At 68.3% G+C, this 25,932-nt stretch carries 26 protein-coding genes; 15 read left to right on the forward strand and 11 right to left on the reverse strand.

From position 1 onward, the window contains the following. The first annotated feature begins 79 nt into the window (after positions 1-79). Complete coding sequence (locus OLX23_RS01280) at positions 80-517, forward strand: VOC family protein (protein WP_264442379.1); 438 nt, start codon at positions 80-82, stop codon at positions 515-517. A 4-nt stretch (positions 518-521) separates the two neighbouring features. On the opposite strand, the gene nhaA is transcribed toward OLX23_RS01280, so the two are convergent. After that, positions 522-1,721, reverse strand: coding sequence for a Na+/H+ antiporter NhaA (gene nhaA / locus OLX23_RS01285; RefSeq protein ID WP_264442381.1), 1,200 nt, complete (start codon positions 1,719-1,721; stop codon positions 522-524). Between the two features lie 112 nt (positions 1,722-1,833). Here nhaA and OLX23_RS01290 point away from each other — a divergent pair, with 112 nt between their 5' ends. The 5 genes from OLX23_RS01290 (at position 1,834) to OLX23_RS01310 (ending at position 7,841) form a co-directional block, all read left to right on the forward strand. Beyond that, on the forward strand, positions 1,834-3,237 hold the full coding sequence (locus OLX23_RS01290; protein WP_264442382.1) for a glycosyl transferase family protein: 1,404 nt from the start codon (positions 1,834-1,836) through the stop codon (positions 3,235-3,237). Beyond that, complete coding sequence (locus OLX23_RS01295) at positions 3,234-4,355, forward strand: hypothetical protein (protein ID WP_264442383.1); 1,122 nt, start codon at positions 3,234-3,236, stop codon at positions 4,353-4,355. Before OLX23_RS01290 ends, OLX23_RS01295 begins: the two co-directional genes overlap by 4 nt. A 49-nt stretch (positions 4,356-4,404) precedes the next feature. Then, the gene (locus OLX23_RS01300; protein ID WP_264442385.1) at positions 4,405-5,319 is read left to right on the forward strand and encodes a sulfite exporter TauE/SafE family protein; all 915 of its coding nucleotides are present in this window, start codon (positions 4,405-4,407) and stop codon (positions 5,317-5,319) included. Positions 5,320-5,332: 13 nt separating this feature from the next. After that, positions 5,333-6,085 (forward strand): TIGR02186 family protein, encoded by a 753-nt coding sequence (locus tag OLX23_RS01305; RefSeq protein WP_264442386.1) that lies wholly within the window; start codon positions 5,333-5,335, stop codon positions 6,083-6,085. Positions 6,086-6,173: 88 nt separating this feature from the next. Next, the gene (locus OLX23_RS01310; protein ID WP_413629776.1) at positions 6,174-7,841 is read left to right on the forward strand and encodes an ATP-binding protein; all 1,668 of its coding nucleotides are present in this window, start codon (positions 6,174-6,176) and stop codon (positions 7,839-7,841) included. Between the two features lie 6 nt (positions 7,842-7,847). Here the strand turns inward: OLX23_RS01310 and OLX23_RS01315 are convergent, their stop codons facing one another. The 3 genes from OLX23_RS01315 to OLX23_RS01325 all read right to left on the reverse strand — a co-directional run bounded on the left by OLX23_RS01315 (position 7,848) and on the right by OLX23_RS01325 (position 13,227). Next, positions 7,848-9,203, reverse strand: a complete 1,356-nt coding sequence (locus tag OLX23_RS01315) for an MATE family efflux transporter (protein WP_413629777.1) — start codon at positions 9,201-9,203, stop codon at positions 7,848-7,850. A gap of 98 nt (positions 9,204-9,301) precedes the next feature. Continuing rightward, complete coding sequence (locus OLX23_RS01320) at positions 9,302-10,048, reverse strand: 7-carboxy-7-deazaguanine synthase QueE (protein WP_264442391.1); 747 nt, start codon at positions 10,046-10,048, stop codon at positions 9,302-9,304. A gap of 326 nt (positions 10,049-10,374) precedes the next feature. Next, positions 10,375-13,227, reverse strand: a complete 2,853-nt coding sequence (locus tag OLX23_RS01325) for a valine--tRNA ligase (protein WP_264442393.1) — start codon at positions 13,225-13,227, stop codon at positions 10,375-10,377. A gap of 116 nt (positions 13,228-13,343) precedes the next feature. Here OLX23_RS01325 and OLX23_RS01330 point away from each other — a divergent pair, with 116 nt between their 5' ends. From OLX23_RS01330 to OLX23_RS01345, 4 genes are read left to right on the forward strand one after another with little or no spacing between them, the layout of a single operon-like run. Beyond that, positions 13,344-14,456, forward strand: a complete 1,113-nt coding sequence (locus OLX23_RS01330) for an ABC transporter permease (protein WP_264442394.1) — start codon at positions 13,344-13,346, stop codon at positions 14,454-14,456. Then, positions 14,453-15,355 carry an ABC transporter ATP-binding protein gene (locus OLX23_RS01335; protein ID WP_264442396.1) on the forward strand — a complete coding sequence of 301 codons (903 nt, stop codon included), beginning with the start codon at positions 14,453-14,455 and terminating at the stop codon, positions 15,353-15,355. The genes OLX23_RS01330 and OLX23_RS01335 overlap by 4 nt, the downstream gene beginning before the upstream one ends. A gap of 8 nt (positions 15,356-15,363) precedes the next feature. Continuing rightward, entirely contained in the window at positions 15,364-16,302 is a 939-nt protein-coding gene (locus OLX23_RS01340) for an MlaD family protein (RefSeq protein ID WP_264442397.1), read from the forward strand. Between the two features lie 17 nt (positions 16,303-16,319). Further along, the gene (locus OLX23_RS01345; protein WP_319641284.1) at positions 16,320-16,907 is read left to right on the forward strand and encodes an ABC-type transport auxiliary lipoprotein family protein; all 588 of its coding nucleotides are present in this window, start codon (positions 16,320-16,322) and stop codon (positions 16,905-16,907) included. A 151-nt stretch (positions 16,908-17,058) separates the two neighbouring features. On the opposite strand, the gene OLX23_RS01350 is transcribed toward OLX23_RS01345, so the two are convergent. The 7 genes from OLX23_RS01350 to crcB form a co-directional block, all read right to left on the reverse strand. Further along, complete coding sequence (locus tag OLX23_RS01350; RefSeq protein ID WP_264442398.1) at positions 17,059-17,784, reverse strand: hypothetical protein; 726 nt, start codon at positions 17,782-17,784, stop codon at positions 17,059-17,061. A gap of 187 nt (positions 17,785-17,971) precedes the next feature. Further along, positions 17,972-18,667, reverse strand: coding sequence for an ATP12 family chaperone protein (locus tag OLX23_RS01355; protein WP_264442401.1), 696 nt, complete (start codon positions 18,665-18,667; stop codon positions 17,972-17,974). Next, positions 18,664-18,873 carry a hypothetical protein gene (locus OLX23_RS01360; RefSeq protein WP_264442402.1) on the reverse strand — a complete coding sequence of 70 codons (210 nt, stop codon included), beginning with the start codon at positions 18,871-18,873 and terminating at the stop codon, positions 18,664-18,666. Before OLX23_RS01360 ends, OLX23_RS01355 begins: the two co-directional genes overlap by 4 nt. Next, on the reverse strand, positions 18,870-19,523 hold the full coding sequence (locus OLX23_RS01365) for an HAD-IA family hydrolase (protein ID WP_264442404.1): 654 nt from the start codon (positions 19,521-19,523) through the stop codon (positions 18,870-18,872). Before OLX23_RS01365 ends, OLX23_RS01360 begins: the two co-directional genes overlap by 4 nt. Then, positions 19,520-20,122, reverse strand: coding sequence for an FMN-binding negative transcriptional regulator (locus OLX23_RS01370; protein ID WP_264442405.1), 603 nt, complete (start codon positions 20,120-20,122; stop codon positions 19,520-19,522). Before OLX23_RS01370 ends, OLX23_RS01365 begins: the two co-directional genes overlap by 4 nt. Positions 20,123-20,288: 166 nt before the next feature. After that, complete coding sequence (locus OLX23_RS01375; RefSeq protein ID WP_264442406.1) at positions 20,289-21,596, reverse strand: RluA family pseudouridine synthase; 1,308 nt, start codon at positions 21,594-21,596, stop codon at positions 20,289-20,291. Further along, positions 21,593-21,997: a fluoride efflux transporter CrcB gene (gene crcB, locus OLX23_RS01380; RefSeq protein ID WP_264442408.1), complete on the reverse strand. Its 405-nt coding sequence runs from the start codon at positions 21,995-21,997 to the stop codon at positions 21,593-21,595. Before crcB ends, OLX23_RS01375 begins: the two co-directional genes overlap by 4 nt. 103 nt (positions 21,998-22,100) lie before the next feature. Here crcB and OLX23_RS01385 point away from each other — a divergent pair, with 103 nt between their 5' ends. From OLX23_RS01385 to gatA, 5 genes are all read left to right on the forward strand, one after another. Then, positions 22,101-23,030, forward strand: a complete 930-nt coding sequence (locus OLX23_RS01385) for an alpha/beta hydrolase (protein WP_264442409.1) — start codon at positions 22,101-22,103, stop codon at positions 23,028-23,030. Positions 23,031-23,214: 184 nt separating this feature from the next. Further along, on the forward strand, positions 23,215-23,421 hold the full coding sequence (gene rpsU / locus OLX23_RS01390) for a 30S ribosomal protein S21 (protein ID WP_217398364.1): 207 nt from the start codon (positions 23,215-23,217) through the stop codon (positions 23,419-23,421). Between the two features lie 135 nt (positions 23,422-23,556). Further along, positions 23,557-24,111 carry an FKBP-type peptidyl-prolyl cis-trans isomerase gene (locus OLX23_RS01395; RefSeq protein ID WP_264442412.1) on the forward strand — a complete coding sequence of 185 codons (555 nt, stop codon included), beginning with the start codon at positions 23,557-23,559 and terminating at the stop codon, positions 24,109-24,111. 27 nt (positions 24,112-24,138) lie between these two features. Further along, the gene (gatC, locus tag OLX23_RS01400) at positions 24,139-24,441 is read left to right on the forward strand and encodes an Asp-tRNA(Asn)/Glu-tRNA(Gln) amidotransferase subunit GatC (protein ID WP_264442414.1); all 303 of its coding nucleotides are present in this window, start codon (positions 24,139-24,141) and stop codon (positions 24,439-24,441) included. A 2-nt stretch (positions 24,442-24,443) separates the two neighbouring features. Then, complete coding sequence (gatA, locus tag OLX23_RS01405; RefSeq protein WP_264442417.1) at positions 24,444-25,931, forward strand: Asp-tRNA(Asn)/Glu-tRNA(Gln) amidotransferase subunit GatA; 1,488 nt, start codon at positions 24,444-24,446, stop codon at positions 25,929-25,931. The last annotated feature ends 1 nt before the right edge of the window (position 25,932 follow it).

The raw sequence follows: 25,932 nt of genomic DNA on the forward strand, positions 1-25,932 counted from the left end.
TTTAAAAATCGGTCTGCGGGACTAGATTGCCGCTGCCCATGCGCTCGCCCCCCGAGCGACGAAGTGAAAGACGCAAGCCGTGACCAAGTTCCTCCACACCATGATCAGGGTCGCCGACCCCGATGCGACGATCCGCTTTTTCAGCCTGTTCGGCGTTCAGGAAGTTCGCCGCTTCGACAACGAGAAGGGGCGGTTCACGCTGATCTTCCTCGCCGCCGAAGGGCAGGAGGGCGTCGCCGAGGTCGAACTGACGCACAACTGGCCTGACGAGAACGGCAAGGCGGAAGAGTACAAGGGCGGCCGCAATTTCGGCCATCTCGCCTATGGCGTCGCCGATATCTACGCGACCTGCCAGAGGCTGGCCGATGCCGGCGTGACGATCAACCGCCCACCGCGCGACGGCCATATGGCCTTCGTCCGCTCGCCCGACGGCATTTCGGTCGAGCTGCTCCAGCAGGGCGAGCGTCTGGCGCCGCAGGAGCCTTGGGCGAGCGCCCCCAACATCGGCGAGTGGTGAAGGCTCAGGCGTCGCCGCGCGGCGGCGGCGCCAGCCTCAGCACGAGATAGCCGGCCAGCGCCGAGAGCAGCGAGCCGGCCAGAACGCCGAGCTTGGCCTGCTCGACCAGTTCGGGATGCGCGGGGAAGGCCAGCGCACCGATGAACAGGCTCATCGTGAAGCCGATACCGCAGAGCAGCGCCAGGCCCCATAGCTGCAGCCGGCTCGCGCCTTCGGGCGGGCGCGCCAGGCCGATCCGCTCGGCCAGCAGGATCGCGCCGAAGATCCCGGCCTGCTTGCCGAGGAACAGGCCCGCGGCGATCGCCAGCGGCAGCGGTGCGAGCAGGTCGGCGAGGCCGAGCCCGGCCAGGCTCACCCCGGCGTTGGCGAAGCCGAACAGCGGTACGATCAGGTAGCCGTTCCACGGCACCAACGCGTGCTCGAGCCGCAGCAACAGGCTGTCGCCGGAGTGATCGGGCCGCAGCGGGATCGTCAGCGCGGCGAGCACGCCGGCGACGGTGGCGTGGACGCCCGAATGGAGCATGCAGTACCACAGCGCGATGGCGAGCAGCACGTAGGGCAGCGGCCGCCCGATGCGCAGCCGGCCGAGCACGACCATGCCGGCAAGCAGCACGAGGCTCGCGATCAGCCAGCCGGTCGCTATCTGCGCGGTGTAGAACAGCGCGATGATCGCCACGGCGCCGAGGTCGTCGACGATCGCCACGGTCAGCAGGAACAGGCGCAGCGAAGGCGGCAGGCGGCTGCCGAGCAGCCCGAGCACGCCGAGCGCGAAAGCGATGTCGGTCGCGGCCGGGATCGCCCAGCCGCGGTGGAGATCGGCTTGCCCCGTCGCGAAGCCGATGAACACCAGCGCTGGCGCGGCCATGCCCGTGGCCGCGGCCAGCACCGGCAGGCGCCGCCGCGCGGGATCGGCGAGCGCGCCGGCCAGGACCTCGCGCTTGATCTCCAGCCCGACGGTGAAGAAGAACACCGCCATCAGCGCGTCGTTGATCCAGTGGTGGAGCGTCGGCAGCTTGGCGATCGGACTTCCGGGCAGCGGATCGTGCAGCACGGCGTGGTAGGCATGGGCGAGCGGCGAGTTCGCGACCACGATCGCCGCGGCGGCGACCGCCATCAGGATCAGCCCTGCGCCTGCGTCACCGCCGAGGGTGCGTGTGAGGAAACCGGCCACGCGGCCCGCGATCGAAAGTGTCCGGCGTTGCATGCCCCCTTGTGCGAGGCATGCAGCGTCGTTGCAAGTCGGTCGCAATGACTTTAATCTGGCCGCTTAGGGGCAGATACCACGGGGGGAATCCGGGCGCATGGGGTCTGAGGGCATGACCATCCTGCCGCAGGTGTTCGACTGGCTGCGGCTGGTCGAATACGAGCTGCTGCTGTTCGCTGCATTCTGGTTCGTGCTCGGCGCACTCGACGAGTTCGCGGTCGACCTGCTGTTCGTCTGGTTCAGGCTGACCGGCCGCATCGGCGAGAGGACGTTGCCGAAAGGTGCGGAACAGGCGCCGCTGGCAGGCCGTGCCGCGGTTATGGTGCCGGCCTGGCGAGAAGATGCGGTGATCGGCGAGATGATCGCCCATACCCTGCGCGCCTGGCCGCAGCACGACATGGTGCTCTACGTCGGCTGCTATCGCAACGATCCGGCTACCCTGGCCGCGGCCATGGCGGGGGCGGGCGACGATCCGCGGGTGCGGCTGATCGTCAACGATCGCACGGGCCCCACGACCAAGGCCGATTGCCTAAACCGGCTCTACGCCGCGGTCTGCGCCGACGAGGCGCGCAGCGGCCAGGCCTTCGCCGCGGTGATCCTCCACGATGCCGAGGACATGGTCCATCCTGCGGCACTGACGGCGATGTCGCAGGCGCTGGTCGAGGTGGACTTCGTGCAGCTTCCCGTGCGCCCGATGCCGCAGCCGCACTCGCCATGGGTCGCCGGGCACTATTCGGACGAATTTGCCGAGGCGCATGGCAAGGCCATGGTCGTGCGCGATGCTATCGGCGCAGCCATCCCGGCCGCCGGAGTCGGCTGCGGCTTCGCGCGCGCCACCTTGTCGCAGCTGGCCTTGCTGCGCATGGACGAGGGCGGCAAAGGCCCCTTCGCGAGCGACTGCCTGACCGAGGACTACGAACTCGGCGTGCTGGTCTATCGCAGCGGCGGCAAGAGCCGCTTCCTGCGCCTGCGCGACGCCAGCGGCGATCTGGTCGCGACGCGCGCCTTCTTTCCGAGCAAGTTCGAAGCGGCGATCCGGCAGAAGGCGCGCTGGATCCATGGCATTGCGCTGCAGGGCTGGGATCGCCTGGGCTGGTCGAACCGGCCGCTCGACATGTGGATGGCGCTGCGCGACCGGCACGGTCCGCTGACCTCGGTCGTGCTGGCCGCGGCCTATATCCTGATCTTGGTCGAATTCACGCTCGGGCTTGCTTGGATGGCGGGTTGGGCCGCGAGCGAGCCAGTCGATCCCCTTGTACGCACGCTGATCGCGATCAGCTTCGCATCCTTCCTGTGGCGCGCGATCTGGCGCTTCGGTTTCACCACGCGCGAGTACGGCCTGGCCGAAGGCGCGCGCTCGTTCCTGCGCATCCCGATGGCCAATTGGGTGGCGATCCTGGCCGGGCGACGTGCGCTGAAGGCCTATGTCCGCACCTTGCGCGGCGAGCTCGTGCATTGGGACAAGACCCATCATGCCGTGCATCCCGCTTCGACGACGGCCTGGATCGCCCCGTGAAATCCCTACGCTCCTACCGCGGGCAGCCGCTCGTCGCCCTGATGGCGCTGCTCGGCGGCTGGGTGGTGCTGCGCGTCATCGCCTGGGATGCAGCGACACCCGCATCGACTTCGGTGGATAGCGATGGCCCCGTTGTCGTGGCGCCGGCGCCGCGCGAGCCAGCTTCGCCCGAACGGCCGACGGTGAGGCCGTCGCCCGACGCGAGGCCGCTCGCGCCGCGCTTCGTCCCGCCGCCGGCACCGCCACAGCCTTGGGCGCGGTCGGAGTTCGACGCGACGCGGCGGGCCGTGCGATCGTCGCCGATGCCGCGCGAGGGCGCCGAGCCGGTGCCGGTCCGGCTCTCGGCGGGGCACCAGCTCCTGTGGATGGCGGCGCTGTCGCAAGTGCCCTTGCCGACCATCGTCGCGGCTCCGGCGCCTCAGCCGGCTCCGCAGCCCGCACGGCCGCGTACGGCCTCGACTTCGCGCTGGTCGGCCGATGGCTGGCTGCTGCTGCGCCGCGGCGGGACGGTCACGCCGGCCGGCGGTTTTGCCCCCGCGACCTACGGCGCGAGCCAGGTCGGTGCAGTCGTGCGATATCGTCTCGCGCCGCAGTCCGCGCAGCGTCCCACGCTCTATCTGCGGGGCAGTGCCGCGCTCAACGGTTCGCGCGAGCGCGAAGCGGCGCTCGGGGTTTCGGCGCGGCCGATCGCCGGCCTGCCGATCGCGGTGGCGGCCGAGGCGCGGATCAATGCGCAGCCGAGCGGCACGCGCACGCGCGCGGCGGCCTTCGCCTATACCGAGTTCGCACCGGTCGACCTGCCACTGGCGGCGCGCGCCGAGTTCTACGCCCAGACCGGCTATGTCGGCGGCAATTTCGCCAGCGCCTTCGCCGACGGCCAGCTTCGCGTCGACCGCCGGCTGATCCGGCTCGGCCGCGGCGAGCTGCGCGCGGGCGGCGGCATCTGGGGCGGGGCGCAGAAAGGCGCCTCGCGGCTCGACGTCGGGCCCACTGCGGTGGTGGGTATGCCCATCGGCGAGCGGGCCGGCGCGCGGCTCGGCGTCGACTGGCGCTTCCGCGTGGCGGGCAATGCCGCGCCAAGCTCGGGACCGGCGCTGACGCTGTCCGCAGGTTTCTGACCTCGCGCCGGCTTGCCTTGCCGGCCGGGGTTCGCGACAAGACGCGCAGATGGACGTCTACCTTCCGATCGCCAACCTTTCGGTCAACGGCCTGATCATCGTCGCGCTCGGCGCGTTGACCGGTGTGCTGTCGGGTCTGTTCGGCGTCGGTGGGGGGTTCCTGACCACGCCGCTGCTGATCTTCTACGGGGTTCCGCCGACCGTCGCCGCCGCCTCTGCCGCGAGCCAGGTCACCGGTGCCAGCGTTTCGGGCGTCTTCGCCCATTCGCGGCGGGGCGGTGTCGACGTGCAGATGGGCGCGGTGCTCGTCGCCGGCGGCATCCTGGGGACGGGCATCGGCGCGGTGCTGTTCCGCGTGCTCGAGGAACTCGGCCAGATCGATACGGTGATCAACGTGCTCTACGTCGTGCTGCTCGGCTCGATCGGCGGGCTGATGGCGCGCGAGTCGATCCAGACGATCCGCGCGCAGCGCAGCGGCGTGCCGATCCCGGCGGCCAAGCGGCGTCACCACCCGCTCGTCGCCAGCCTGCCGCTGCGCTGGCGCTTCTACAAGTCGGGGCTCTACATCTCGCCGCTGGCGCCGCTGCTGCTGGGCATGGCGACGGGCATCCTGACGATGCTGATGGGCATCGGCGGCGGCTTCGTGCTGGTCCCGGCGATGCTCTACATCCTCGGCATGAGCGCCAGCGTGGTCGTCGGTACCTCGCTGTTCCAGATCCTGTTCGTGACCATGGCCACGACGATGATGCACGCACTGACCACCAAGGCGGTCGACATCGTGCTCGCCGCGCTGCTGCTGATCGGTTCGGTCACCGGCGCGCAGCTCGGCGCGCAGTTCGCGCAGAAGGCGAGTCCCGTCTACCTGCGTCTCGTGCTCGCGGCGATCGTGCTGCTGGTGGCGCTGCGGCTGTTCCTGGGGCTGACCTATCGGCCCGACGAGATCTTCACGGTGGCCCCCCTATGACCGGGCCAGAAACATGAGGGGCCTGCTGGCCCTGCTGGCTCTGGTCCTGCTCACCGGCGCGCGTGATCCGATCCTGGTGCCCGAGGTGTCGCAGCACACGGTCGAGGTGCGCCAGGGCTTCACCGGCACCGAACTGCTGCTGTTCGGTGCGATCCTCAATCCCGAGGGCACGCGCGCCGGGCGCGACTACGACATCGCCGTCGTGCTCAAGGGGCCGATCCAGTCGATCCTGGTGCGCGAGAAGCGCAAGGTCGCGGGGATGTGGATCAATGCCGAGAGCACGGGCTTCCGCTCGGCGCCATTGTTCTACGCCGTCGCGTCTTCGCGGCCGATCCGCCAGATCGTCGACGAGAAGACCGCGGCGATCTACGAACTCGGCCTGCCCTCGCTGCAGCTCTCGCCGATCGGCACGATCGACACGCCGGTGCAGGAGCGTTTCGCCGCGGGCCTGGTCGATCTCAACCGCCGCGGCCAGCTCTATCAGGAGCAGGACAGCGGCGTGAAGATCAGCGAGCAGGTGCTCTATCAGGCGCGCATCGCGCTGCCGTCGAGCGTGCCGACGGGCGAATATACGGCCGAGACCTTCGCGATCCAGAAGGGCCGGGTCGTCGCCTCGGCGATCAGCCGCGTCGAAGTGCGCAAGCTCGGCTTCGAGGGTGCGATCGTGCGTTTCGCCGATCAGCAGAGCTTCTGGTACGGCCTGCTCGCGGTCAGCGTCTCGGTGCTGATGGGCTGGATCGCCGGCCGCCTGTTCGCCCTGGTCTAGGGGCTCTGGGAGCGCCGATTTAGGGCGATGTTAACGACTGGCGACTAGGCATTTGCCGGAATATCCCGGAGCCTGGTGAATGTCCGACATGAGCATAAACGGCTTTGACAAGGCCCAACCGGCGAGCCCGAGCGACCTGTCGGCCGTCTCGGTCAACGCCAGCCAGCCGATCGGCGTCATTCTCGACGTCAGCGGTTCGGGCAGCCAGATCGCCTTCGATCCGCAGCGGCTCAACGAATGTTCGCAGGATCGCGATCCCTCGGTCGCGCTGTCGGGTCAGGTCGGCAGCCAGGTCAAGATCCGCGTCGGCAACTCCTGGCTTCTGGCCAGCGTGCGCAACCAGAAGCAGGACCAGCGCAACGGCGGCGGCATCCTTTCGGCGGTCGACTTCCTGGGCGAGGGCGACGAGGAGCGGCTGACCGGCCGCATCCACTCGTTCCGCCGCGGCGTCACCGGCTATCCGATCCCGGGCGCGCTGGTCTATCCGGCGACCTCGGCCGACCTCAAGCAGATCTATGCCAGTGACGGCCGATCGAGCATCCAGATCGGCAACGTCTATCCGACCAAGGACATCCGCGCCGGCCTCTACACCGACGCGCTGCTGGGCAAGCACTTCGCGCTGCTCGGTTCGACCGGTACCGGCAAGTCGACCAGTGCCGCGCTGATCCTCCACCGGATCTGCGATTCCGCGCCCGAAGGCCACGTCATCCTGATCGACCCGCACGGAGAATATTCGGCGGCCTTCCGCAACAACGGCATCATCCTCGACGTCACCAACCTGCAGATGCCCTACTGGCTGATGAACTTCGAGGAGCATTGCGAGATGTTCCTGACCTCGTCGGGCAACGAGCGCCAGCAGGACGCCGACATCCTCTCGCGCTGCCTGCTCCAGGCGCGCTCGAAGAACCGCCTGGCCGAGCAGATGGGCAAGATCACGGTCGACGCGCCGATTCCCTATCTGCTCTCGGACCTGTCGAACATTCTCCAGAACGAGATGGGCAAGCTCGACAAGGCGACCAACTCGGCGCCCTACATGCGGGTCAAGGCCAAGCTCGACGAGCTCAAGGGCGATCCGCGCTACCAGTTCATGTTCTCGGGCATGCTGGTCGGCGATACGATGGCCGAGTTCATCGCCAAGATCTTCCGCCTGCCCGCACGCGGCAAGCCGATCTCGATCATCGACGTCTCGGGCGTGCCCTCGGAAATCACCTCGACGGTGGTCGCCGTGCTAAGCCGCCTGGTCTTCGACTTCGCGGTCTGGGGCCGCGAGGAGAAGACGCGGCCGATCCTGCTCGTCTGCGAAGAGGCGCACCGCTACGTCCCGAACGAGAAGAACGCCGATGGTTCCTCGGTCGGCAAGATCCTGTCGCGCATCGCCAAGGAGGGTCGTAAATACGGCATCTCGCTGGGCCTGATCACGCAGCGCCCGTCGGACCTCGCCGAAGGCGTGCTGTCGCAGTGCGGCACGATCATCTCGATGCGTCTCAACAACGACCGCGACCAGGCCTTCGTCAAGGCGGCCATGCCCGAAGGCGCGCGCGGTTTCCTCGACTCGATCCCGGCCTTGCGCAACCGCGAGTGCATCATCTGCGGCGAGGGCGTCGCGATCCCGATCCGCGTCTCGTTCGACGACCTCGAGGAGCACAAGCGCCCGGCCTCGGAAGACCCCTCGTTCAGCGAGCTGTGGAACGGCTCGGGCGGCGAGGAAGACATGGTCTACCGCACGGTCCAGCGCTGGCGCGCCGGCGGGCGGTAAGCAGGGTCAGGCCGGCTGTTCGGCCGTTTGTTCGGGCACCGGCCGGCCGGCCTCGAGCTTGGCGTCCTTCTTCCACCTGCCGCTGAGGTAGAACGCCCAGGTCAGCGCGGCCGAGACGCCCGATCCCACCGGATAGGCCCACCACACCGCCTCGCCGCCAATGTGCGGGACGGCCAGGAAATAGAAGCCGAGACGCGCCGGATAGAGCGAGATCGTCATGATGATCAGCGGCACCACCACCGCGCCATAAGCGCGCATCGTGCCGCCCAGGACCATCATCACGCCCATCAGCACGAAGGACCAGGTGACGACGAGCTGGATGTGCTCGGCGATCGGCATGGCCGGGCTGTCGCTGCCGAGGAACAGTGCCAGCAGCGGATGGTCGAACAGCACGATCAACGCGGCCAGCGCCGCGGTCATGATCGCATTGGTGATCATGCCGACGCGGGTGACTTCGCCGACGCGGCCGTGATTGCCGGCGCCCAGGCTCTGCGCGACCATGGCGCTGACCGCCGAACTGATCGCGAAGGCGGGCATCTGCAGGTAGTTCCACAGCTGCAGCGAGGCGCCATAGGCGGCCGAGGCGTTGAGCCCCTCGCGGTTGACCAGCCCGACCATGATCACGCCGGCGGCCGACATGATCAGCATCTGCGCGCCCATCGGCAGGCCCTTGCCCAGCACGTAGCGCAGGTCGGGCCCGTTCGGGATCAGATAGCGCAGCTCGGCGCCACGCAGCCGCAGCGGCAGGTCCTTGCGATAGATCGTGGCGATCATCAGCATCACCCCGGCGAAGCTGGCGACCGCGGTGGCGAAGGCCGATCCGGCGATGCCGAAGGCCGGCACGGGGCCGAGCCCGCGGATCAGCAGCGGGTTGAGCATGATGTCGAGCGCGACGGTCAGGATCATCGCATAGAGCGGCGTCTTGGAATCGCCGGCGCCGCGCAGCCCCATGCCGACCATCATCGACAGCGTGCCGAAGGGCATGGTGAAGAAGATCACCTGCAGATAGGCCAAGGCCTCGGTCTCGATCGCCGCCGGTGTGGACAGCAGGTGGAGCAGCGGGCGCGAGAGGAGGCCACCGAGCACGCCGGTGGTCATGGCGAGGACGATGCACAGGCCGATGCCGGCGCCGAAGGTCCGCCGCGCGGCGTCGATGTCGCGCGCGCCGAAGAACTGGCCGACGCGGACCGTGGTGGCCATGCCGAAGCCGAACACCGCGGCGAACAGCAGGAACATCACGATATTGGCATTGGCCGTGGCGGCGAGCGCCGAATTGCCGATCAGCCGGCCCACCCAGATCGCGTTGATCGAGCCGTTGAGCGTCTGCAGCACGTTCGACAGCAGCATCGGCACCGAGAACATCAGCAGGGTGCGCAGGATCGGCCCCTGGGTCAGATCGCCCTGGGGATGCCCTGATCCGCGTGTGCTCTCTCCGCGATCCTCAGCTAGCTTATTATCGTTCACGTCCCTCTGGTGTCGCCGAACAGATGGATATGCAAGCGGTCCGTGAGATTTAATTCGTTTTCCGAACAGGTTTGCGCGAGCCAGCGCGAACGCTCGCGGATCGTGGCGCTGTCGCGGCCTTCGGGCATCAGGAAGATGCGGCTGCCGGGGATCGCGTGGGCCTGCTGGATCGCCAGGACCTCGTCGACGTCGGCAGGCTCGGCGACGACGAATTTGAACCAGGCGCGCGGCTCGGCGGCCCAGTGCGCGAGGCGTTCGGGGTTCAGCGCGAGATCGGCGGGATTGCCGCTGTGCGAGAGCTTGGGGCTGACGTTGTACTGATCGACCAGGGCGTCGAGCGCGGGCGATGGCGGGACCGAGCCGTTGGTCTCGACTTCGACATGCGTGCAGGGGACGAGTTCGCGCAAGTGCGCGACCATGCGGGCGAGCGCCGGCGCCTGGAGCAGCGGCTCGCCGCCGGTGATGACGAGGCGATGCTGGCCGAGCGCGGCGATGCGCCGGGCGGTCTCTTCCTCCGAGAGCGTCACCTGTTCCTTGGTGCGGTCGAAGGCGAGGCCGTCGCGGTGCGGACGGTTATCGCCGGTGAAGCGCCAAGTATAGGCCGTGTCGCACCAGACGCAGGCGAGGTTGCAGCGCGACAGCCGCACGAAGGTACAGGGCTTGCCCACCGAGGCGCCTTCGCCCTGGATCGAGGCGAAGATCTCGGGCTCGCCGGGTTCGGTGGTGGCGAGGATCAGCGGCATGGGGCGGGGCTACAAGGTGACAAAGGTGACGAAAGTGACAGGGGGTAATGGGCGAAAGTGTCACCTTGCGCGCGGCGCAAGCGCGCAAAAGCCTGGAATTGCGAGGGCGAGCAAAGGGACATGGCAGGCGCTTTCTCACTTTGCGGCGCGGTAGGAAAGCAATTCCTCCCCGGTACGGGGAGGGGGACCGCCGCCCGTAGGGCGGGGGTGGAGGGGGTTCTCGTCCAAGTGCAACGCGGGGAGGGAGCGCCTTGGCGGCGCACCCCCTCCACCACGCCGCTTCGCGCCGCGGTCCCCCTCCCCGTTGCCGGGGAGGATGAAGAAACTTACCCCAACCGCGCCAGCGCCGCGGCGAGACGCTCGGCCTCGGCGGCGTGGGCGGCATGGTCGGCGCGGGCCTTTTCGACGGCTTCGGGCTTGGCCTTCTCGACGAAGGAGGGATTGCCCAGACGCCCTTCGAGCGACTTGGCCTCCTTCTGTGAGACCGCGAGCGCCTTTTCGAGACGGGTCTTCTCGGCGGCGATGTCGATCACGCCTTCGAGCGGCACGACGATGTTCGCGTCGCCCGCGCCGATCGCCATGGCCGCGCCGGCCGGCGCAGCGGCAAACTGGATGCCGTTGAGGCGGGCGAGGCGGTCGACCGCGGCCGGATTGCGCTCGATGATCGCGCGCGTCGTCGCGCTGGGATCGGGCAGGTAGGCGTCGAGCCGCGCGCCCGGCGCGATGCCGAGTTCGGCCTTGGCCGTGCGCAGGTTGCCGATCAGCGCGATCAGCCAGTCGACCTCGGTCTTGGCCTCGGCGTCGACGGCGACGCCCGGCGCCGGCCACTGCGCGACGATCAGCTCGTAGGGACGGTCACCCAGCTTGTTCCACAGCTCTTCGGTGACGAAGGGCATGAAGGGGTGGAGCATGACGAGGATCTGGTCGAGCACCCAGCCGGCGACGGCCTTGGTCTCGTCGTCGAACTGGCCCTTGATCAGCTCGATGTACCAGTCGCAGAACTGGTCCCAGACGAAGTGGTAGATCGCGTTGGCGGCGGCGTCGAAGCGCAGTTCGGCCATCGCCTTGTCGAGCTCGGCGACGGTGTCGATCACCTCGCCGATGATCCACTTGTTGACCGCCGAGGTGGCCTGCGGTGCGGCGAGGCTGGTCGAGGCGCCGATGCCGTTCGACTGGCAGAAACGCGCGGCGTTCCACAGCTTGGTGGCGAAGTTGCGGTAACCCTCGACGCGCTTCTCATCCATCTTCACGTCGCGGCCCTGGCTTTCCATCGCGGCCATGAAGAAGCGCAGCGCGTCGGCGCCGTACTGGTCGATCAGCCCGAGCGGATCGACGACATTGCCCTTGGATTTGGACATCTTCTGCCCGTCGGCCGCGCGGACGAGGCCGTGCAGGTAGAGCCGCTTCCACGGCACCTGGCCCTCGTTGAAGTGCATGCCCTGCATGGCCATGCGCGCATCCCAGAAGAACAGGATGTCGAAGCCCGAGATCAGCAGGTCGTTGGGATAGTGGCGCTGGTAGAGCGTCGCGTCTGCCTCGGGCCAGCCGAGCGTGGCGAAAGGCCAGAGCGCCGAGGAGAACCAGGTATCGAGGACGTCCTCGTCGCGGCGAAGGCGAACGATCTTGCCTTCGCTACGAGCGTCAGGATCATCAGTGATTTCGATCGTGCAGTCTGATGGATAAAACTGACGTGCAAGAGTAATTGCTTCCTCAGGGGTCTCCGCGACAAATGGCACTGTGTCCATTCGTGTGCGACCGATCTCTTGCATGTTGCCTTGCGGCGCAATCATACGGATTATGTCGCCTGTCTGGAGGGCGCCATCGCCATCCAGGGAAGGTCCATACCAAGCCGGAATCCGGTGGCCCCACCAGAGCTGGCGGCTGACGCACCAGGGCTGGATGTTTTCCATCCAGTTGAAGAAGGTCTTTCCCCAGGTCTTGGGGACGATCTCGATCGCGCCGCTGCGCACCGCCTGGAGCGGCGGCTGGGCGAGCGTTTCGGCATCGACGTACCACTGGTCGGTCAGCCAGGGCTCGATCACCACACCGCCGCGATCGCCGAACGGCGTCTGGATCGTGCGCGGCTCGAAGTCGGCTTCGATCTCTTCGCCGTCCTTGGTCTTGGTGACGTGTGGGACGAGGAAGCCGGCGGTCTTCATGTCCTCGACGATCATCTGGCGCACGACGAAGCGGTCCTGGCCGAGGTACTTCTCGGGCACGAGCCCGTCCTGCGTCTGCACGACCTTGGCCTCGGCATCGAACATGTTGAGCATGTCGGCGGGCTTGATGCCCGCGCGCTTGCCGACCTCGAAGTCGTTGAAGTCGTGGCCGGGCGTGATCTTCACCGCGCCCGAACCGAGCTCGGGATCGGCGTGTTCGTCGGCGACGACCTTGAAGCGGCGGCCGGTCAGCGGCTGGAGGATGTCCTTGCCGATCACCGCCTTGTAGCGCGGATCCTCTGCGTTCACCGCCACGGCCATGTCGGCCAGCATCGTCTCGGGCCGGGTGGTGGCGACGACGATGTGATCCGCGCCGTCATCCAGCGTGACGCCGTCGGCCAGCGGATAGCGGAAGTGCCAGAAGCCGCCCTTGATCTCCTGCGTCTCGACCTCGAGGTCGGAAATCGCGGTCTTGAGCTTCGGGTCCCAGTTCACCAGCCGCTTGTCGCGGTAGATCAGGCCCTGGTTGTAGAGGTCGACGAAGACCTTCACGACCGCCTTGGTGAAATGCGGGTCCATGGTGAACTGCTCGCGCGACCAGTCCATCGAGCAACCGAGCCGGCGCAGCTGGCCGGTGATCGTGCCGCCGCTCTCGCGCTTCCACTCCCAGACCTTGTCGACGAAGGCCTCGCGCGAATAGTTCGTGCGCTTGTCCTGCTTCGCCTCCATCTGGCGCTCGACCACCATCTGCGTGGCGATGCCGGCGTGGTCGGTGCCGACCACCCACAGCGCATCCTTGCCGCGCAGACGTTCGTACCGGATCACAACGTCCTGTAGTGTGTTATCCAGCGCATGACCGATATGCAGCGAGCCCGTGACGTTGGGCGGCGGATTGACGATGGTATAGGGCACGGCGTTCGGGCGCTCGGGGCGGAACAGCCCCTTGTCCTCCCAATGCGCGTACCATTTCGCCTCGATCGAAGCGGGGTCGAAAGTCTTGTCCAATTGCGTCTCGGTCATGCCCGCGCCTTTGCCAGCGGGACGCGCGGCACGCAAGCGATGCGGCGGGTTCGGTGCCGTCTATCGTCCCTCGCGCACTTGCCGAGGCAGGTATTTTCCCGCATGAACCTCGCCTGATGCGCGATTGGGCCGACTTCACGACCGATGCGGAGGAGGGCGGGGCTAGCACCATCGCGCTCACCGGCGCGCTTACGGTTTCCTGCATAGGCCCGCTCGACAAGCGGCTGCGCGAACTCGACGAGCCGATCGCGCGGATCGATCTCTCGGGCGTCAGCGCGATCGACACGGTCGGCGCCTGGACCGCCTGGCGCACCGCGCGCGATCACGATGCCGAGATCGTCGGCGCCAGCGAGCAGGCCGAGCGGCTGATCTCCGCGATCAAGGATTCGAAAGGCGACGCCGACATCGCCCCGCCGCGCGCAGAAGTGATCGAGCGCGTGCCCGCGGCGGTCGGCGATCTCGTGGTCGGCTGGGGCGAGGGCACGGTCGGCGTGATCGGCTTCCTCGGTTCGCTGGTGGTCTCGGCCGGGCATACGATCAAGAAGCCCAGCAAGCTGCGCGTGAAGGCGCTGATCCGCCAGATCGAGCTCGTCGGCGTCTCGGCGCTCGGCATCATCGGGCTGATGTGCTTCCTCGTCGGCATCGTCATCGCGCAACAGGGCGCGGTCCAGCTCCAGCAGTTCGGCGCCGAGTTCTACACGATCAACCTGACCGGCCGCCTCGCCATGCGCGAACTCGGCGTGCTGATGACCGCGATCATGGTCGCGGGCCGTTCGGGCTCGGCCTTCGCCGCGCAGCTCGGCACGATGAAGCTGACCGAGGAGGTCGACGCGATGCGCACGATCGGCGTCTCGCCGGTCGAGGCGCTGATCATCCCGCGCGTGCTCGCGGCCGTGCTGATGATGCCGCTGCTGGGCTTCTATGCCGCGGTCATGGCGATCATCGGCGGTGCCTTCCTGGCGAACTTCGCGCTCGACATCCCGTTCTTCACCTTCCTCGCGCGGATCCAGGAGGTCGTGCCGATGCACGACGTCTGGGTCGGGCTGGTCAAGGCGCCGTTCTTCGGGCTGATCATCGCGCTGGCCGGCTGCTACCAGGGCATGCAGGTCAAGGCCAATGCCGAGGAAGTCGGCATCCGCACGACCATGGCCGTGGTCCAGGCGATCTTCATGGTCATCGTCCTCGATGCCTTCTTCGCGATCTTCTTCACCAAGGTGGGCTGGGGATGAGCGAGCACGATCCCGCCAATACGGTCGATGAGGCCGACCTGCCCGCCGTGGCCGAACCCTTCACGGGCGACAATCCGATCGTCATCGAGGGGCTGAAGAACTCGTTCGGCGATCACGTCATCCACGAGGACCTGTCGCTGACGGTCCGGCGCGGCGAGATCATCGGCGTGGTCGGCGGCTCGGGCACGGGCAAGTCGGTGCTGATGCGCTCGATCATCGGGCTGCAGATCCCCGATGCAGGAACGATCGAGGTGCTCGGCAGTTCGATCACCGATGCCCAGGACGACGACGATATCGACATCCGCTCGCGTTGGGGCGTGCTGTTCCAGGGCGGCGCCTTGTTCTCGACCCTGACCGTCGCCGAAAACGTCGAGGTGCCGCTGCTCGAGTTCTATCCCGAGATCGACCCCGAGCTGCGCCACGAGATCGCGCGCTACAAGGTCATGCTCTCGGGCCTGCCAGAGGAAGCCGCGTCAAAGTATCCGGCCGAGCTGTCGGGCGGCATGAAGAAGCGTGCGGGCCTGGCGCGGGCGCTGGCGCTCGATCCCGAAGTGCTGTTCCTAGACGAGCCGACCGCGGGCCTCGACCCGATCGGCGCGGCGGCGTTCGATCGGCTGACCAAGGAATTGCAGGAAACGCTGGGGCTCACCGTGTTCCTGATCACCCACGATTTGGACACGCTCTACGAGATCTGCGACCGCGTCGCCGTGCTCGCCGAGAAGAAGGTGATCGCCGTGGGGACGATCCCGGAACTGCTCGCGCTCGACCATCCGTGGATCCAGGAATACTTCAACGGCCCCCGTGGCCGGGCTGCCCAGAACAGTCAGGAGCGCGGTGCGCAGGCCCGTGAACAGGGCCATGCCGACAGCGTGGACAATTCAGGCGAACAAGGGGCATAGGCGGGGCAATGGAGACAAGAGCCAATCACGTCTGGGTGGGTGTCGTGACCCTGGCCCTGGTGGCCATGGTCGCCGCCTTCATCATCTGGATCGCCCGGATCAATGAGGGCGATCAGCGCAAGTTCGACATCTTCTTCAAGCAGTCGGTCGACGGGCTCGCTCAGGGTTCGAAGGTCTCGTTCGCGGGCGTTCCCGTGGGCAAGATCGAGACGATCGAGCTGTGGAAGAAGGATCCCAGCTTCGTGCGCGTGCGCATCGGCGTGAAGAAGGAAGTGCCGATCACCGTCGGCACCACCGCGACGATCCAGGGCAGCTTCACCGGCACCTCGGACATCATGCTCGAAGGCGCGATCAAGGGCGCGCCGCCGATCACCGAGCCGGGGCCCGAGGGCGAGCCCGTGATCCCGACCAAGCAGGGCGGGCTCGGCGCTATCCTCAACAATGCGCCGCTGCTGCTCGAGCGGCTGGCGACCCTGACCGACCGGCTCAACCTGCTGCTGTCCGACGACAACCAGAAGTCGATCCGCGGCATCCTCGCCAACACCGACCGCATGACCGGCGATCTCGCCGATGCGACCCCGCAAGTGAAGGCGACGATCGCCGAGCTCCAGGGCACGCTCAAGCAGGCGACGCGCACGCTCGTCGCCTTCGAGGGCGTCGCCGGCAAGGCCGACCAGGTGCTCGGCGAGGACGGCCATGCCCTGGCCGATCAGCTGCGCCAGACGCTCGGCGCGGCGAAGGCTGCGGCCAATGCGCTCGAAGGCGCGGTCGGCGATGCGCGGCCCGGCATTCGTCAGCTGTCGGGCTCGACCCTGCCCGAGGCCGAGGCCGCGATCCGCGACCTGCGCGCCACGGCGCGGGCGCTGCGCCAGGTGACCGAGAAGATCGACGAGCGGGGCGCGGGCGCCCTGGTCGGCGGCGGCAAGCTGCCGGACTACAAGCCATGAACGACAGGGGGCAGATCGTGCGCGGATCCATCAAACTGGCGACGCCTTTCGCTGCGCTCCTGCTGCTCGGCGGCTGCGTCAGCCTCGGCGGCAAGGCGCCCAAGCAGCTGATCGGGCTCACCCCCGAAGCGACGGCGCCCGCCGGCGACATGGGTGCGACGACCCTGCGCGAGGCGCTGGTCGTGCTCGATCCCGAGGCCGAGCGCCGGCTCGACGTCCAGCGCGTGCCCGTCCAGGTCGACGACGCGACGATCGCCTACCTCAAGGACGCGACCTGGGTCGAGCGGCCCGCGCGCCTGTTCCGCCGCCTGCTCGCCGAGACGATCCGCGCCAAGGGCAAGCGACTGGTGGTCGAGGCCGGCGACGCGGCCGAGGGCGGCAAGACCACGCTCGGTGGGCGCCTGCTCGACATGGGCTACGACGCGCGCAGTCAGACCGTGGTGGTGCGCTACGACGCGCTGCGCTCGGATGGCGCGGGCAATGTCGTCTCGCGCCGTTTCGAGGCCAGCGTGCCCGGCGTCTCGCCCAAGGTCGAGAGCGTCGCACCGGCGCTGAACAAGGCGGCCAACGAGGTCGCCGCGCAGGTCGCGGACTGGGTGGGCTGACACCACCGCCTTTCGCCCGATAAATCCCGTCGCCCCTGCGAAGGCAGGGGCCCAGCCGAGCTCTCGTTCTGAAACCGAGGGTTCGCGGACGCACCGTTAGTTAGGCCCCTGCCTGCGCAGGGGCGACGGGATTATTGGATATGGGACGGATCTACCGTTCGATTTCCGCGACCACCTCGGCCAGCCAGGCCAGCGCCTCGACATCCGCGCCGACGTGCGCGACGAATTCCTGGCCGCGCTTGGCCGAATCCAGTTCGCCGTCGATCCACCGCTCGGGCCGGTCGTGATAGGTCAGGCCGGTCCGTGCCAGCCAGGCGGGGATAGTCCAGCGGTTGAGTGGTCCGCCCTCGCGTGTCAGCCGCAGCGCGGGCGGGGCATGGTGCGCGATACGGCCGGGACCGTGATAGATCGTGTTGGTCTGGTTCCAGCTACCCGCGAGATGCGGATGCGCGCGCGGCGGCTCGCGCCATTCGGGGGACAGGCGCAGGGCCTCGGGCGCGCCGTGGCAGGCCACGCGCATGTGGCCGAAGATCCGATGATGGCGTTCGCCCGTGGCCTCGTCGGCGAAGAGCCCGAAGAACACGAAGACGTCGCCCGTCCCGATCCCCTGCTTGCGCAGGTGGCCCTGCGCCGCGTCGCATTGGCCGAACCAGCAGAGGCCATCGGCGAAGAGAGGATCGTCGTGGCACAGCGATCGGCCGGTCAGGCGCCCGCGCGTCGCACGCTCGACCAGCGCGTCGTGGCCCAGATCGGCATAGGTCGTGGTCGAGCTATGGCTCGCCGGGATCGGCAGCGAGATCGGCCGACCGCCGACGATCGGCGAGGGCGCGCCGCCGGCGGTGCTGTCGAACCCCTTGCGGCTGAAGACGATGCGCATGGCGTCCTTATAGGCCTCGTCGATCAATTCGTAAGGTGACCGTAGTCGGGCCTCAGGGCCTCCAGATACTCACCGTCACTCCGGACTTGATCCGGGGGCCAGCTGAGCGTCGTAGTTCATCGCTTGCCGCGAGAAGCGGGACCCCGGATCGAGTCCGGGGTGACGAAAGCGGGAAACGGGTGTGCGTTCAGCCCCGCGCCAGACGGGCATAACGCATCGCGGTCTCGAACACCGACAGGCGCTGTTCGCGGCGTTCTTCCGCCTCGGCGTCCTTGCCCCAGAGGCTGGCCTGCCAGTCCTCTTCGAGATTGGCGACGTCCCACAATTCGTCGGCATCGGCCTCGGGCGCGAGCGCGGCGAGGGCGATCACCAGCGACGAGGCGAGGCTGGTCAAGGTGTTGACCGCGGCGAGGACATGGTCGCTCTCGGCCTGGAGCACCGCGTCCATCCGGGCGAGCGTTGCGGCCGGCTGGGGACGGTGCATGATGCCGTCGATTCGCTCGAAATGGACGTCCCAGCGCTGCTCGGCGGCGTGGAGCAGCGGCTCCCACACCTCCTGCTGGCGCTCGTGCAGCGGTTCGTCGGGCTCGGCACGGTAGCAGAGCGTATCGGTGCCGGCATAAGCGACGAGGCTGCGGATCGCGTCGCTGCGATCCTGGCCGATCACGTCGATAGCATAGTCGGCCATGTCGCGCATGACGAAAAGCGCCGGATCGATCTCCTCGCCCTGGTCGGCCCATTCCTCGGCCAGCGCCTCGGCCAGCGCCTGCGTCGGCAGGGCCTGCGCGCGGCCGCCGACGGTCTTGAGCCCGCGGCCGTCGAGCAGCACGCGCCAGCCCTCTTCGTTGTGACCGACCGAGACCTGCTTGTAGAAACGTTTCATGAGTTCGGGGATTTCCAGCGGCGGGCGAGAAGGGTGGGCATGACCAGCGCGTCAAGCAGGCCGATGACGAAAAGGGCATAGCCGGCCTCTATCGGCAGGTCGATCTTGCGGTTGATTACCAGCAGGCCGACGAGCGCCAGGGCCGTGCCGATCCAGCGCATGGCCTGGATCACGATGAAGCGGTTGCGGGCGCGATCCTCGCTCATTTCAGCAGGTAGGCCTTGAGTTCTTCGCGGCTGGTGGCGACGAACTCGGCGCCGGCCGCGCGCAGTTCCTCGGGGGTGTGATAGCCCCAGTCGACGCCGATCCCGCGGACTCCGGCGTCGCGCGCCATCTGCATGTCGTAGGCGGTGTCGCCGATCATCACCGCCTCGGACGGTTCGGCCGCGGCCTCGAACAGCGCGGCTTCGAGCATCGCCGGATCGGGCTTCGACGGGTGATTGTCGGCGGTCTGCAGCGAGACGAAGTGCTTCGACAGGCCGTGCGAGGCCAGGCAGTGATCGAGCCCGCGGCGCGACATGCCGGTCGCCACGGCGAGCTGCCAGCCGGCGCCGTGGAGCGCGTCGAGCACATCGGCGATGCCGTCGAACAGTTGCTGCGATAGCTCGCCCGCCTCGCGCTGGGCGCGGAAGGCGCGCTTGTAGGCGTCGACGAGGTTGCGTTGCAGATCGTCGTCGATGTCGGGCGAGAGCCGGCGCATCGCCTGCGGCAGGCTGAGCCCGACCATGCGGCGGACCTGGTGAGGATCGGGCGCGGGCAGGCCGACTTCGGCGAAGGCTTCGTCCATCGCGCGGCAGATCGAGGCCTGGCCGTCGATCAGGGTGCCGTCGCAGTCGAAGACAGCGAGCTTGGTCATGAGGCAAGTGTCCGCATCAGTTGGGCGATCGCGCGCGAGCCCTGGGCCTCGAGCCCCGTCGCGACGCGCTCGCGTTCTTCGGCAGGCTTGTTCTGCGACAGCTTGAAGGTCGGGCGCCAGGCCTGGATCTCGAGCTCGAAGCCGACGATCGCGCCGAGCATCGGCCGCAGCTTGCTTTCGGGCATCTTGGCGAGCGTCCAGGGCTTGCCTTCGGTCACGCGCGCTTCCTCGCGCGCGCTCAGCGTCTCGAGCAGGCCGAGCAGCCCGTCGACGTCCATCCGGCGGACACGGCCTTCGAGTTCGAGCGCGACGTAGTTCCAGGTCGGCACCTGCTCGGCATCGGCATACCAGCGCGGCGAGACGTAGCCTTCGGGGCCGTTGATCACGGCCAGCGCGGTCGTGCCGTCGAGATGCCGGGTCAGGGCATTGCCGCGCGCCAGGTGGAACTGGATCGCGCCATCCTCGGTCCAGACCAGCGGCGTATGCGCGACGCGCGGGCCGTCGGGCGTGGTCGCGAAGACCATGCCGAAGCCGATCTCGTCGATCAGCGCTTCCATCAGCGCGCGGTCTTCGGTGCGAAAGGCGGCGTTGGGATGCACGATCAAATCCTCCCCGGAACGGGGAGGGGGACCGCCGGAACGGCGGTGGAGGGGGCTATCGCGCTGGCGCCTCGGTTGCGGAGGAGCGCCAGCCGGCCAACCCCCTCCACCACGCCGCTACGCGACGCGGTCCCCCTCCCCGTTCCGGGGAGGATCGCATGCCTTGTCACGGCCGCCGACCCTTGGGCTTGCCGATCGAGCGACCGGTCGGCCGAGCCGGAGCAGTCCTGCCCGGCGCCGTCTTCGGCGCGGACTTCGCACCGCTGCCGGGGCCATCGCCGGCGCCCGAACGCGCGCTGGGCCGGCCGCCGATCTTCTTCTTGCCGGCGGGCTTGCTGGGGGGCTTAGTGGCATCCCGACCCGAGCCGGCAGGACCGCGCTCGCCGCTCTTGCGCGTCTGGCGCTCGCCGCGGCGTTCCTTGCGGTACTGCTTGGCATGGGCCTTGGCCGCGGTCTTCTCGACCTCGCGGCTCGGCTTGCGCGGAGCCTCGATCAGCATTTCGCCGTCGTCCTCGTCGAAGCCGAGCTGTTCCATGCCCATGGCGAAATGCTCGGGCAGGGGCGCGGTGACGTCGAGCGGCGCGCCGTCGGGGTGATCGATGATCAGCCGCCGCGCGTGCAGGTGCATCTTGCGGCTGATCGTGCCCGACAGGAAGGCGTCGGGGCCGCCGTACTTGCCGTCGCCGACGATCGGATGGCCGATTGCCGCCATGTGGACGCGGAGCTGGTGGGTGCGGCCGGTGAACGGCTGCAGCTCGACCCAGGCGGCGCGATTGCCGGCACGGTCGATCACGCGATAGCGCGTGCGCGCGGGCTGGCCCTGCTCGCTCTCGTCTACCATCATCTTCTCGCCGCCGGTGCCCGGCTGCTTGGCCAGCGGCAGCTCGATCATGCCGTCCTCGATCGACGGCACGCCGACGATCAGCGCCCAGTAGATTTTGCGCGCGGTGCGCGTCGAGAAGCGCTTCGAGAAATAGGCGGCGCTGCCCGGGGTGCGCGCGATCAGCAGCACGCCCGAAGTGTCCTTGTCGAGCCGGTGGACCAGACGCGGGCGCGGTCCGTCGGCAGCGAAGGCATCGAGCAGGCCGTCGACGTGTTCCTTGGTGCCCGAACCGCCTTGGGTGGCGAGCCCCGGCGGCTTGTTGAGCACGATCGCCGCGCGGTCCTGGGTCAGGACCATGGCCTCGGCCTTCTCGATCTGCTCCTCGGTCAGCTCGCGGCGCGGCCTGGCGCCGCCCTTCTCGGGGATGGTGCCGCCCGGCGGTACGCGCAGGACCTGGCCCTTGGTCAGGCGATCGTCGACACCCGCGCGCTTGCCGTCGACGCGGATCTGGCCGGTGCGCGCCCAGCGGCTCACCGTGGCGAAGCCGACCTGCGGCAGGTGGCGCTTGAACCAGCGGTCGAGCCGGACACCGTCGTCGTCGGCGCCGACGGTGAACTGGCGGACCTGGTCGCTCTTGTCCTGCATGCTCATGCCACGGCTCGCATAAGGTAGAGGCCGGCGAACAGCCCGCCGAAGCCGCCGATCAGCGAGGCGGCGACATAGGTCATCGCCGTGGCCAGGGCACCGCGCTCGATCAGCACGGCGAAGTCGAGGCTGAAGGCCGAGAAGGTGGTGAACCCGCCGAGCAGGCCGACGCCGAGCAGCAGGCGCCAGTTCTCACCCGAGTGCATCGTGGGACTGCCGAAGCGCGCCAGCCAGCCGGCGAGCAGGCCCATGGCCATCGAGCCGACGAGATTGACCGTCAGGGTCGCCCAGGGGAAGGCAGCGGTCGTCGGCGAAAGCGCGCGCGCGACGAGGAAGCGCAGCCACGAGCCGGCAGCGCCGCCGGCGGCGACATAGCAGGATGCGGTAAGGAAGGAGGGTGGGCTCATCGCTGCGCCATAGCTGCGCGGGGGCGATCACGCCAGCGCCTCCATTGAGCCTGTGCGAGCCACCGCCTATGTCCGCCCGACTACCGGGGGAGGGAGGCACTACATGGCCTATGTGCGCTTGACGTTGGATGACGTGGCCGAGGACCTGCGCGGCGCGGTCAAGCGGATGCCGCGGCTGCCTTTGCAGTTCTCGCTGGTGCGCCGCCTCGTCCGCTGGGGGCTGCGTCGCACGCCGACGCAGGCCGTGCCTGGTGTCGAGATCCGCACGATCGGCGCCTTGCGTGTCTATCTGCCGGCCGAGCGGCGGACGCGCGCGGCTTTGCTGTGGATCCATGGCGGCGGCTTCCTGATCGGTGTGCCCGCGCAGAACGACCGGCTCTGCGCGGAGACCGCCGCGGCGCTGGGCATGATCGTGGTCGCGGCAAGCTACCGGCTGGCGCCCGAGCATCCGTTTCCCGCCGGGCTCGACGATTGCCGCCACGCCTGGCGCGAACTGCGCGATAGGGCCGGCGAGCTCGACATCGATCCTGCGCGCGTGGTGATCGGCGGCGAAAGTGCGGGTGGCGGGCTCGCAGCAACCCTGGTGCAACGGCTCTGCGACGAGGGAGAGCGCCCCCTGGCGCAGTGGCTGTTCTATCCGATGCTCGACGATCGCACCGCCGCCCGGCGCGATCTCGATGCGGTACAGCACCCGATCTGGAACAATGCCTCGAACCGGGTCGGCTGGCGGTCCTATCTCGGCGGCGAGCCGGGTGGTGCGGTACCGCCCTATGCCGCGGGCGCGCACCGTACCGATCTCGCCGGCCTGCCGCCGGCCTGGATCGGGGTCGGTTCGATCGATCTCTTCGCCGCCGAGGACCGCGCCTATGCCGACAAGCTGGCCGCCGCCGGAGTCGCGGCGACCTTCGTCGAGGCGCCCGGCGCCGCGCACGGCTTCGTCGCCTGGGCGCCCGATGCGCCGACTTCGCGCGATTTCCTCGGCCGGGCGATCGCCTGGCTGGCGGGCATACTGGCGGAACCGGGCAACGGATGATCGCCAATCGCGCAAAGGAAATGGAGCAAAGGGTTGCCTTGCCTGCCGCTCTTTGCTAGCGGGCCGCCTGTTCGAGCCGATCCCAACGGATTCGGCTTATCCTGCTATTGTTCACTTTTGGGCAAATCCCCGCGCGTTTGCATCGGTGGGGCTCTGGCCTTCGTTTTGTGAGGTGTGTCGGTTTATGCAAATTCTCGTCCGCGACAACAATGTCGACCAGGCTCTGCGCGCGCTCAAGAAGAAGCTGCAGCGCGAGGGCGTGTATCGCGAGATGAAGCTGCGCCGTCACTACGAAAAGCCCTCGGAAAAGCGCGCCCGTGAAAAGGCTGCTGCCGTCCGCCGCGCTCGCAAGCTCGAGCGCAAGCGGCTGGAGCGCGACGGCGTCAAGTAGGATGCTGGGCGCGGTTCCCGAAAGGGTGCGCCAGCAAGCTTGAACCACGCCTTGCGATGAGCCATGAGGGCGCGGAATCAGTTCCGCGCCCTTTTTGCTGTCTGTTCTGCAGGCCTTATTACTAGGATCGACCCGATGACCGAGATCACCCGCGTACCTCTTCAGCCGATCGCCAAGGGCTCGCTGAGCAAGATCTGGGTCGGCGTCGCCGCCCTGGCGCTGGCCGCGGGCGGCATCGCCTGGGCGGCCATGCCGCCGCAGGTCCACGTCGCGACGCTCACGGCCGGCCATGGCGCCTCGCCGGTCGCCAGCGACGTCGCGCTGATCAACTACAAGGGCACCCTGCCCGACGGGAAGGTCTTCGACGAGGGCAGCAACAAGGTGTTCCCGCTGCAGGGCGTGATCCCGGGCTTCACCAAGGCGCTCGAGCAGATGCAGAAGGGCGGCAAGTACAAGGTCCAGATCCCGGCCTCGCTCGGCTACGGCGACAAGGCCCAGGGCCCGATTCCCGCCAACACCGACCTGACCTTCGAGATCGAGCTGATCGATTTCATCAGCGGCGAGGAATACCAGCGCCAGATGCAGATGATGCAGCAGATGCAACAAATGCAGATGCAGCAGGGCGGCGCCCCCCACGGCGCGTTGCCGCCGGGCGTCCAGGGCATGCCCGAAGGCGCGCCGCAGCCGTAATTCCCTTTTCCTGACGAAAGCAAAGCCATGTCGGTCGATACCGCAACCGTGGCCAAGATCGCCGCTCTCGCCCGCCTCAAGGTGAGCGAGGCGGAGATCGCCGCCATGGTCCCCGAACTCAACGGCATTCTCGCCTGGGTCGAACAGCTCGGCGAGGTCGATGTCACCGGCGTCGAGCCGATGACCGCCGTGATCGAGAACAAGCTGCGCCTGCGCGAAGACGTGATCGACGCCGATCCGCTGACCGGCGGCGGCAAGCGCGACGACGTTCTGGCCAATGCCCCGGCGGCCGAGCACGGCTTCTTCGGCGTGCCCAAGGTGATCGAATAAACATGACGGACGTAACCGAACTCGGCGTCGCCGCGATCCGCGAGGGCGTGGCCAAGGGTGACTTCACCGCGGTCGAAGTGGCCGAGGCGTTCAACGCCAACGTCGCCGCCGCGCAGCAGGCGCTCAACGCCTTCATCGTGCCGACCCCCGAAAAGGCGGTCGAGGCCGCGCAGGCGGTCGACGCCGCGCGCGCCGCGGGCAAGCCGCTGGGCAAGATGGCCGGCGTGCCGATCGGCATGAAGGACCTGTTCGCCACGCGCGGCATCCAGACCACCGCGGCGAGCCACATCCTCGAAGGCTTCAAGCCCGAATACGAGTCGACCGTCAGCCAGAAGCTGTGGGACGCGGGCGCGGGCATGCTGGGCAAGCTCAACCTCGACCAGTTCGCGATGGGCTCGTCGAACGAGACCTCGTACTTCGGCAACGTGATCTCGCCCTGGCGCCGCAACGACGGCGGCAACGCCGCGCTCGCGCCGGGCGGTTCGTCGGGCGGCAGCTCGGCCGCGGTCGCCGCGCGCCTGGCGCCGGCCGCCACGGGCACCGACACTGGCGGTTCGATCCGCCAGCCGGCCGCCTTCACCGGCATCTCGGGCATCAAGCCGACCTACGGTCGTTGCAGCCGTTGGGGCGTGGTAGCTTTCGCCAGCTCGCTCGACCAGGCGGGCCCGATGGCGCGCGACGTGCGCGACTGCGCGATCATGCTCGAGGCCATGGCCGGCTTCGATCCCAAGGATTCGACCAGCCTCGACCTGCCGGTGCCCGACTGGGAAGCCGCGCTTTCGGGCGACCTCACGGGCAAGAAGGTCGGCATTCCGCGCGAATACCGGCTCGACGGCATGGACGAGGAAGTCGCCAAGTCGTGGGACCAGGGCATCGCCTGGCTCAAGGACGCCGGTGCCGAGATCGTCGAGATCAGCCTGCCGCATACCAAGTATGCGCTGCCGACCTACTACATCATCGCCCCGGCCGAAGCCTCGTCGAATCTCGCGCGCTATGACGGCGTGCGCTACGGCCTGCGCGACCTGCCCGATGGGGCGGGCCTGCAGGACATGTATGCCGCCACCCGCGCCGCCGGTTTCGGTCCCGAGGTCAAGCGCCGCATCCTGATCGGCACCTATGTGCTCTCGGCCGGCTTCTACGACGCCTATTATACGCAGGCTCAGAAGGTTAGGGCGCTGATCTCGCGTGATTTCAAGGAAGCCTGGGCGCACTGCGATGTGATCCTGGCGCCGACCACGCCGAGTGCCTCGTTCGCGCTGGGCGAGAAGAGCGCCGATCCGCTCGAGATGTACCTCAACGACGTCTTCTCGGTCCCCGCCAGCCTCGCCGGCCTGCCGGCGATGTCGGTTCCGGCCGGGCTGAACGCGGAAGGCCTGCCGCTCGGTCTGCAGATCATCGGCAAGCCCTTCGACGAACAGGGCGTCCTCAACGCCGGCCTCGCGATCGAGAGCCGCGCGCAGTTCTCCGCCAAGCCTGAGAAGTGGTGGTAAG

The sequence above is a fragment of the Novosphingobium sp. JCM 18896 genome (assembly GCF_025938095.1).
Taxonomy (GTDB): Bacteria; Pseudomonadota; Alphaproteobacteria; order Sphingomonadales; family Sphingomonadaceae; genus Novosphingobium.

What these genes read in the sequence shown, in the direction of transcription:
- nhaA (WP_264442381.1), bottom strand. Translation starts at nt 1,721, where the DNA reads ATGCAACGCCGGACACTTTCGATCGCGGGCCGCGTGGCCGGTTTCCTC.
- OLX23_RS01290 (WP_264442382.1), top strand. Translation starts at nt 1,834, where the DNA reads ATGACCATCCTGCCGCAGGTGTTCGACTGGCTGCGGCTGGTCGAATAC.
- OLX23_RS01300 (WP_264442385.1), top strand. Translation starts at nt 4,405, where the DNA reads ATGGACGTCTACCTTCCGATCGCCAACCTTTCGGTCAACGGCCTGATC.
- OLX23_RS01305 (WP_264442386.1), top strand. Translation starts at nt 5,333, where the DNA reads ATGAGGGGCCTGCTGGCCCTGCTGGCTCTGGTCCTGCTCACCGGCGCG.
- OLX23_RS01310 (WP_413629776.1), top strand. Translation starts at nt 6,174, where the DNA reads ATGAGCATAAACGGCTTTGACAAGGCCCAACCGGCGAGCCCGAGCGAC.
- OLX23_RS01315 (WP_413629777.1), bottom strand. Translation starts at nt 9,203, where the DNA reads ATGTTCTCGGTGCCGATGCTGCTGTCGAACGTGCTGCAGACGCTCAAC.
- OLX23_RS01320 (WP_264442391.1), bottom strand. Translation starts at nt 10,048, where the DNA reads ATGCCGCTGATCCTCGCCACCACCGAACCCGGCGAGCCCGAGATCTTC.
- OLX23_RS01325 (WP_264442393.1), bottom strand. Translation starts at nt 13,227, where the DNA reads ATGACCGAGACGCAATTGGACAAGACTTTCGACCCCGCTTCGATCGAG.
- OLX23_RS01330 (WP_264442394.1), top strand. Translation starts at nt 13,344, where the DNA reads ATGCGCGATTGGGCCGACTTCACGACCGATGCGGAGGAGGGCGGGGCT.
- OLX23_RS01335 (WP_264442396.1), top strand. Translation starts at nt 14,453, where the DNA reads ATGAGCGAGCACGATCCCGCCAATACGGTCGATGAGGCCGACCTGCCC.
- OLX23_RS01340 (WP_264442397.1), top strand. Translation starts at nt 15,364, where the DNA reads ATGGAGACAAGAGCCAATCACGTCTGGGTGGGTGTCGTGACCCTGGCC.
- OLX23_RS01350 (WP_264442398.1), bottom strand. Translation starts at nt 17,784, where the DNA reads ATGCGCATCGTCTTCAGCCGCAAGGGGTTCGACAGCACCGCCGGCGGC.
- OLX23_RS01355 (WP_264442401.1), bottom strand. Translation starts at nt 18,667, where the DNA reads ATGAAACGTTTCTACAAGCAGGTCTCGGTCGGTCACAACGAAGAGGGC.
- OLX23_RS01360 (WP_264442402.1), bottom strand. Translation starts at nt 18,873, where the DNA reads ATGAGCGAGGATCGCGCCCGCAACCGCTTCATCGTGATCCAGGCCATG.
- OLX23_RS01365 (WP_264442404.1), bottom strand. Translation starts at nt 19,523, where the DNA reads ATGACCAAGCTCGCTGTCTTCGACTGCGACGGCACCCTGATCGACGGC.
- OLX23_RS01375 (WP_264442406.1), bottom strand. Translation starts at nt 21,596, where the DNA reads ATGAGCATGCAGGACAAGAGCGACCAGGTCCGCCAGTTCACCGTCGGC.
- crcB (WP_264442408.1), bottom strand. Translation starts at nt 21,997, where the DNA reads ATGAGCCCACCCTCCTTCCTTACCGCATCCTGCTATGTCGCCGCCGGC.
- OLX23_RS01385 (WP_264442409.1), top strand. Translation starts at nt 22,101, where the DNA reads ATGGCCTATGTGCGCTTGACGTTGGATGACGTGGCCGAGGACCTGCGC.
- rpsU (WP_217398364.1), top strand. Translation starts at nt 23,215, where the DNA reads ATGCAAATTCTCGTCCGCGACAACAATGTCGACCAGGCTCTGCGCGCG.
- OLX23_RS01395 (WP_264442412.1), top strand. Translation starts at nt 23,557, where the DNA reads ATGACCGAGATCACCCGCGTACCTCTTCAGCCGATCGCCAAGGGCTCG.
- gatC (WP_264442414.1), top strand. Translation starts at nt 24,139, where the DNA reads ATGTCGGTCGATACCGCAACCGTGGCCAAGATCGCCGCTCTCGCCCGC.
- gatA (WP_264442417.1), top strand. Translation starts at nt 24,444, where the DNA reads ATGACGGACGTAACCGAACTCGGCGTCGCCGCGATCCGCGAGGGCGTG.